2 protein-coding genes are annotated in these 1,287 nt (G+C 40.9%); both read left to right on the forward strand.

Going from position 1 to position 1,287, the window contains the following annotated elements; translation table 11 throughout:
• Positions 1-436: transposase (locus ACT3RM_RS17890; RefSeq protein WP_444511516.1), on the forward strand; the 436-nt coding region annotated here is incomplete at its 5' end.
• Positions 433-1,278, forward strand: a complete 846-nt coding sequence (locus tag ACT3RM_RS17895) for an IS3 family transposase (RefSeq protein ID WP_444511517.1) — start codon at positions 433-435, stop codon at positions 1,276-1,278. The genes ACT3RM_RS17890 and ACT3RM_RS17895, both read left to right, overlap by 4 nt.
• The last annotated feature ends 9 nt before the right edge of the window (positions 1,279-1,287 follow it).

Consider the following 1,287-nt stretch of genomic DNA (forward strand, 5'->3'; position numbering starts at 1 on the left):
GGCGATAGGTAATAGATTTAATGTTACACAAAGGCAGGTCCGATATTGGACCGCTGTTTATCGAATTCATGGCGCTGAAAGCTTCAGGTCTGTTCACAAACCTTATTCTCAAGCATTTAAGATAGAAGTGTTAAAATCGATGGCAGCTAACAGTTGGTCACTCAGCTATACCAGTGCGTTCTTCGATTTATCGTCCCCAGGTATTCTTTTTCAATGGCAAAAGCTTTATGCTCGCGATGGTATATCCCGTCTCCAACCACAGAAAAAAGGTAGGCCAACCATGACAAATAATTCTTCTTCATCAAAACCAGTAGAGCAAATGACTGAGGAGGAGTTACGAGAAGAGTTAGCATACTTACGAGCAGAGAATGATGTGCTAAAAAAGTTAGAAGCCTTGGCTCAAGCCAGAAAGAAAAAAGCAAAGACAAGACGATAGTCGTCGAAGAGTTCAAGGCAAAACATAGCTTACGACATCTATTAAAGGCCACGGGGTTGGCGAAGAGTGTCTACTATTATCATCGAACTACATGTGAGCAGCCCTGCGCCAACAGTGATTTACTCGTAAAAATACGTGATATCTATCACACGCATAAAGGGCGATATGGCTATCGCAGAATTACGAGTGCCCTAAGAAAAATGGGGGTACTCGTTAATCATAAGCGCGTTCAACGTCTAATGAATGAGTTAGGCCTTAAGTCAAAAGTAAGGCCTAAGCGCTATAAATCTTACAAAGGTGAAGTGGGTAAAATCGCAGAAAATACGCTTAACCGCGAGTTTACTGCGCAGAAGCCTAATCAAAAATGGGTAACGGATGTGACGGAGTTTAAAGTGGATAATGAGAAGGTATATCTATCGCCTATGATTGACTTATTCAACCAAGAGATAATCAGTTACGAAGTAAGAAAATCCGTTGCGCTTCCCTTGGTAACTGACATGCTTAAAACCGCAACGGCTAAGTTGAAGCCGAACGAGAAGCCGATAGTACACTCAGACCAAGGATGGCAATATCAAAACAAGCAATATCAAAAGCACCTTAAAGAAAAAGGGTTAAAACAAAGTATGTCTAGAAAAGGAAACTGTTTAGATAACGCTGTTGCTGAAAATTTCTTTGCCATACTGAAAAGCGAGATGTATCACAACGAAACGTTCAAGGACGCGAATGAACTCATTGAAAACATCAAAGAATATATCCACTATTATAACAATGAGCGTATTAAGCTGAAACTAAAAGGCCTGAGTCCGATACAATATCGAAATCAGGCCTTGGCTGCCGCTTAGAAATGAGTC

It is taken from the genome of Pseudoalteromonas sp. AOP7-A1-14 (assembly GCF_052376275.1).
GTDB lineage: Bacteria > Pseudomonadota > Gammaproteobacteria > Enterobacterales > Alteromonadaceae > Pseudoalteromonas.